We start from the raw sequence: 5311 nt of genomic DNA, 5'->3' as shown, positions 1-5311 counted from the left end.
GGTAATCCCCCCTTTTTCCAGGGGCTTCAAAAGTAGAGTTCAGGCCACAGCGGCCAGTTTCTGTTGTGGGGTTATGCCCCCAAGTGCCATGTTCGGTCGTTCGTGATTGTAGGTCCATAACCAACGCGTTGCATATTCCTGCACTTCCTCGATGGAGTGGAACAGGTACTGGGCCAGCCAGTCATAACGCACCGTGCGGTTGTAACGCTCGATATACGCGTTCTGTTGCGGGTTGCCCGGCTGTATAAACACGAGCGTGATCTCACGCTTTTCAGCCCAGGCGGCCAAGGTGGCGCTGATGTATTCCGGGCCGTTGTCACAACGGATCTGGGCGGGCTTTCCCCGCCACTCGATGATCTGTTCCAGGGCCCGAATTACGCGTTCAGAAGGCAGTGACAGGTCTATCTCGATGCCCAGGCCCTCCCGGTTGTAGTCGTCGATCACATTGAACAGCCGGTAGCGGCGGCCGTCCTCCAACTGGTCGTGCATGAAGTCCATGGACCAGCTGGTGTTGATGGCCATCGGCACCGCTAGCGGCTCGGGCTTTTCACGTACCAGCCGCTTTCGGGGCTTGATGCGCAGGTTCAGCTCCAACTCCCGATAAACCCGGTAAACGCGCTTGTGGTTCCAGGGGTAGCCCTTCACGTTGCGTAAATACAGGAAGCACAGACCAAAACCCCAGTTGCGCTGGTTGTGGGTTAACCGCACCAGAAGATCCGCAATTTCGGCATTTTCAGTGCTGAGTTTGGCCTGGTAGCGATAGCAGGACTCGCTGACGCTAAAGGTGGCGCAGGCCAGGCGAATGCTACAACGCACATCAGCAACCGCTTTACGCGCCATCTCACGGCGGAGAGATGGCTTTAGAACTTTCCCTCCAGGGCTTCCTTGCGCAGCTCGGACTTGAGGCGCTCTTCGGCGTACATTTTCTTGAGGCGCCGGTTTTCGTCTTCGAGCTCCTTCAGGCGCTTCATCATGGAGGTGTCCATGCCGCCGTACTTGGCCCGCCACTTGTAAAAGCTGGCACTGCTCATGCCGTGCTCGCGGCACAGCTCAGGGACCGGCACGCCACTCTCCGCCTGCTTGAGGATGGCCATGATCTGGCTGTCGGTAAAACGTGATTTCTTCATGCAGAATCTCCCTGCGTTTAGCTTACGGAAAATTCTACTTTTGAGCACTCTGGTTTTTCGGGGGGATTACCCCACGATTCAGCTCATTGTCTCCAACCGAAAAAAACGCGGTTAATTCAATACTAGACAAGCTGGCTTTTTCGAACGAGTCTGCAGGGTAGGAGGAAGCGATTGTGTCCCTGGAAGAGTTTTGGGGGCTAGGAGCCTTGTACCGGTGAGAGACCAAAACTTAACCAGCGCATTAACGGGACTGTTTTGTTCCGCTGCTGCTCGACAAACCGGTCCGTGACGCCAGCGTTAATGAAATCTGGTTTTATTGAAGACTAAAAGGAATCGTGTGTTCTCAGTAATCCAAAGTAGAACAAATACAATAGCAACCCAATTAAAATAGAAAGGCGAGTTGTATGAAGTTTTTGCTGGTACTGGCTGTTATTGCTGTCATTGTGTTAGTGGTGTTAAAAAAGCAACCCCAAAAGGGTAATAAACACTCGCGTAAACGCGTCAGTCAAGCGGCGGTCAGTAAAGAACAGACTAACTTCCACGCCACCAAAATCGTTCCGGGAGATAATGCCTGCCAGGCAGCACAGGACTTACAAGACAAGCTCTTTTTGGATAGCAAGCTCAATACACCAAATTTACCGCTGCCAGACTGTACCCAAGCCTCAGACTGTCACTGTAAATATGATCACCAAGGTGACCGCCGCAGTGATGAGAGTGATCGGCGCCTCCATTCATTACAGACCGAGCTTTATCCTGCTGCTGAAGGAGCGGACCGGCGACGCCAAAAGCGGGGATGCAGAACCACTGATTAGGTTTGGAGTGGGAGAGCCGTTGCCGGAAAGCGATAGCAATGGGCCTTTGTCATATTATTTAGTGTCTGCGCTTAACAAATCCGAGTAGAAACCGGGACAGATTTATTTTATGCCGTTGCCTATCTGGGCGGGGGCGGGAACCTGCCGTTCATTGTCGGTGTGAACATGCTCTTCCCGATTGGGCTGTTGGGCCTTGTTTGCTCAGTTTGGTCCTTAAAGCGCGGAATATGGCACTCGCAATATGTCCTGGCTGCAAGATGTTTGGCGGTAATGGCTTACTGGTGGCTGAGTACCTGACAGGTTTGGCGCGATAAAAATGCTCTACCCACCTCCGAATCTGGTGATATATTAATCAAGTCCAGCCAAATCCCATTCTGGTGGTAGTGAGACCAAGCGTGCCGACAGGATGCGTGTTTCGTGCTGTCAGCTCCGCCTGCCATTTGTGATCTCCTTTGCGTTAGCCCGATGGGCGATGGTTCCCGAACCATGCCGGCCGTCGATGTGTGCGAACGGCAACCGTTATTGAGGAGAGGTGCCATGAAACCTGCCCTTATTCCGTTCCGCCCCGCCCGTTCCATCGGCTTGTCGGCCCTGCTGGTTCTTTCGGGCGGAGCGAGCGCCGCCGAACCCCAGGTATTTACGGGGGAGCCCGTGGTGGTCGGAAACGGCTCCGCGCGCGTGGTAATGGCGCTAAACGCCGAGAACGAGCCTGAATCCGTATCGGTGCTGATGACCAGGGACGCTCTGGAAGGGCTGCCGGAAGCCAGCGCCGAGCAGGAGTTTTGGGAGTTCGCATTACCCATGCCGGCCAGCGCCCCGATGACGGGATACGACCATGTCGTTCTTGACTGGAATCCGGCCGGGCATCCTCCCGAGGGTGTTTACGACCTGCCCCATTTTGATGTGCACTTTTACCTGATCGGAACGGACGAGCAGGAGGCGATCACGTTCCACGGCGAGGGCCGTGAACGGGCGATGGCGGCACCGGATCCTCAACTCGTGCCCGAGGGCTACGTGATCCCGCCTGACGCCGCTATCGAGAGAATGGGGATGCACGGCCTGGATCCGGCCGGTGCCGAATTCCAGGGGGAGGTGTTCCGCCACAACTTCATTTACGGTTACTACAAGGGTGAGTTGATGTTTGTGGAACCGATGGTGTCCCTGACTTACCTCCAGTCACTGCCGGAGATGTCGTCACCGGTTAAAAAGCCCCAGCGGTACAGCCATCCAGGCTGGTATCCGGGGACTTACCAGATCGGTTATGACGCCGGCAAAGGCGAATACCGGATCGCGATCCGGGATTTGCAGAGGTTCGACTGAAAACCGGAATACCAGTTGTCTTTACCGGGCCGGGTGAGTGGGCACCAGGGCCGCTTCAAAGCCGTTGAGCGCCAGGCGTTTCGCCTGCTCGTCGCTCATGGAGAGTTCGGCTCTGAAGGCCTCGAAGTTCTCCGTCATGTAGCCTCCAAAGTAGGCAGGATCGTCGGAATTGACGGTTACCTTCAGGCCGCCCTCTAATAAAGATTAAGGAAATCCTGCAGGTTGCCGAAATCATAAGCGGCGCGCAGAGCCTCAACGCTGTCATAAGGCAGAGCAATGCCATTGCGTTGCGCCAGCCTGAGCATCAGCTCCGGCTCCAGGCTGCCCTCAAGATGAATATGCAGTTCGGCCTTTTTCAGGGCGTTCAGGTCAAGAGACATAGGGTTTCCCTCCATTGCCAGGGTTTATTGTTTGTATACTCTATGCATAGCCTCCCAAACATCCTGGAGTCATGCAGCGCGCCTTGGTGTGGCGCACGAGTGGCGCACGAATAGTGCAGGGCGGTCGCTTGGCGGCTTTTCACGTTTGTGATTTAACGACTAATTTATTTTTGAGCTGACATTGAAAGGGCAATAACGAAGCGTTCAGATTTGTAGTGCCAAATTGGCGTCTACCTAATTGCGGTAAGGAATAGCCTAGTCCGTATTTCATGGACTCCGCTGACAGGACAGGAGGTCTTGTGAAAACGCTTCTACGGACATCCCGGCAAGGTTTGTTGGTGATCGGCCTGGGTCTGATCGGGGCGGGGGCTGCCAGTGGGGAAACACTGTCTCTGTCTGGTTCTTATTTACCGTCTGAGGTTGTGGGAGGGCGCCTGTCCTATCGCTCCAACCCGTTGCCGGTGGTGTTACCAGTCGGGCTCGGAACCCCCACCCTGTTTCTGGAATTTTCTCTAAACAGCTGGGTCGAATACGGGCGGGATGACGAAGCGGTCACCTCACTTGCTGTGTCGCCTGTGTTGCAGTGGCCGCTCTTTGCAGATCATGCCTCCCTCTTTCTGGAAGCCGGAATTGGGTTGGCGATGATTGATTTTGTCCAAATAGGCGGGCGTGACCTGTCTTCCCATTTCCAGTTTGAAGACCGGATCGGATTGAGCTGGGCCTACAGCGGCAACCAGAAGTCGAGCCTGAACTTCAATATTTTCCATTATTCCAACGCTGGTCTTAAGCAACCGAACCAGGGTCTGAACCTGTTGGTTCTGGGCTGGAGTTATCGGTTATGAGCGAGTAGTGGAACTTATTGACTGGGGGTGAAGCTGCGCCCGGGGCCGATCCAGTCAATGCCGACGATCTGATCGCCTTCTTCAAAGGGCCAGATCGCTCACCTCAAGATCCCGAAGAACTAAAGGTTCGTGGATGAGTTCCCGATGACCGTCACCGGGAAGACCCAGAACGTCAAGATGCGGGAGAGTTCGATTGAGGCGATGGGGCTGAAGAAATAAGCCGCGCCCCAGCGTTCTGATTTATAAATTATTTTTTTATTGGCATTCAGGAAACCGGGACAGATTTATTTTATGTCCATGAACTTATCGACCAGTTCCCGCCAGGCCAGCCGAAACAACCGGATAAATTGATCCGTCGGCACCCGCGCCTTGGGCGGGCGAATCATGGCCGGGTCAATGCCGTGCGCCACCAGCAACTCATCCGCCCGGCCACCGGACTTCTCCAGCCCATACAGAATGGCGCGGGCATAGTGGGATGAGAAAGTCAGATTCTTCATGAACCGGCAACTCGACTCGGGTGCGTGGACAAACAGGTGCGTGGAACAGCACCTGCCCTGATTATGGCAGAAGCCGATAGTACAGAACTTGCCCCAGGAATATAACGACGGCGCCAGTGCCGACTGTGGCAAGCGGTCACTGGGGTGGGCGGCCACCATGGCCGCGGATATTGGTTGAATCCACGAATAAAGAACTCAAGCGATTACATGGTGATGTGGCAACAACTGAACTAAGGTGTTGTTAAACTTGGAGCTTGGGCCCGTGAAACATAGCCGAAAAGTGGGAGTTATCGAGAACGCACTTTTTTGCAATATCGTGGAATGCGGTTTAAT

The 5311-nt window shown here is 54.5% G+C and carries 6 protein-coding genes and 1 pseudogene; 3 read left to right on the top strand and 4 right to left on the bottom strand.

The window, feature by feature from the left end:
- Positions 1–39 precede the first annotated feature (39 nt).
- A protein-coding gene (locus GRX64_RS03615) for an IS3 family transposase (RefSeq protein ID WP_166263825.1) occupies positions 40–1127 on the bottom strand; the annotation gives its coding sequence in 2 pieces (ribosomal slippage) (positions 40–872 and positions 872–1127; 1089 coding nt in all).
- A 404-nt stretch (positions 1128–1531) separates the two neighbouring features.
- Between GRX64_RS03615 and GRX64_RS03610 the strand changes: the two genes are divergently transcribed.
- Together GRX64_RS03610 and GRX64_RS03605 are read left to right on the top strand one after the other, a co-directional pair.
- The gene (locus GRX64_RS03610) at positions 1532–1939 is read left to right on the top strand and encodes a hypothetical protein (protein ID WP_166263830.1); all 408 of its coding nucleotides are present in this window, start codon (positions 1532–1534) and stop codon (positions 1937–1939) included.
- 537 nt (positions 1940–2476) lie between these two features.
- Positions 2477–3259 carry a DUF5602 domain-containing protein gene (locus tag GRX64_RS03605; RefSeq protein ID WP_166263829.1) on the top strand — a complete coding sequence of 261 codons (783 nt, stop codon included), beginning with the start codon at positions 2477–2479 and terminating at the stop codon, positions 3257–3259.
- Between the two features lie 21 nt (positions 3260–3280).
- Here GRX64_RS03605 and GRX64_RS03600 read toward each other — a convergent pair whose 3' ends face one another.
- Both GRX64_RS03600 and GRX64_RS03595 read right to left on the bottom strand, forming a co-directional pair.
- Complete coding sequence (locus GRX64_RS03600) at positions 3281–3445, bottom strand: hypothetical protein (protein ID WP_166263831.1); 165 nt, start codon at positions 3443–3445, stop codon at positions 3281–3283.
- Positions 3446–3456: 11 nt separating this feature from the next.
- Positions 3457–3639 (bottom strand): annotated as a pseudogene (locus tag GRX64_RS03595) (adenosine deaminase); the annotation flags it as partial.
- Positions 3640–3938: 299 nt separating this feature from the next.
- Between GRX64_RS03595 and GRX64_RS03590 the strand changes: the two are divergent.
- On the top strand, positions 3939–4481 hold the full coding sequence (locus GRX64_RS03590; protein ID WP_166263827.1) for an acyloxyacyl hydrolase: 543 nt from the start codon (positions 3939–3941) through the stop codon (positions 4479–4481).
- Positions 4482–4765: 284 nt separating this feature from the next.
- Here GRX64_RS03590 and GRX64_RS03580 read toward each other — a convergent pair whose 3' ends face one another.
- Positions 4766–4978, bottom strand: a complete 213-nt coding sequence (locus GRX64_RS03580) for an AraC family transcriptional regulator ligand-binding domain-containing protein (RefSeq protein WP_166263826.1) — start codon at positions 4976–4978, stop codon at positions 4766–4768.
- Between the last annotated feature and the right edge of the window lie 333 nt (positions 4979–5311).

The organism is Marinobacter caseinilyticus (assembly GCF_011074955.1).
Taxonomy (GTDB): Bacteria; Pseudomonadota; Gammaproteobacteria; order Pseudomonadales; family Oleiphilaceae; genus Marinobacter; species Marinobacter caseinilyticus.
The sequence above is the reverse complement of the archived record's forward strand: the minus strand, read 5'-3'. Positions and strand labels throughout refer to the sequence as shown.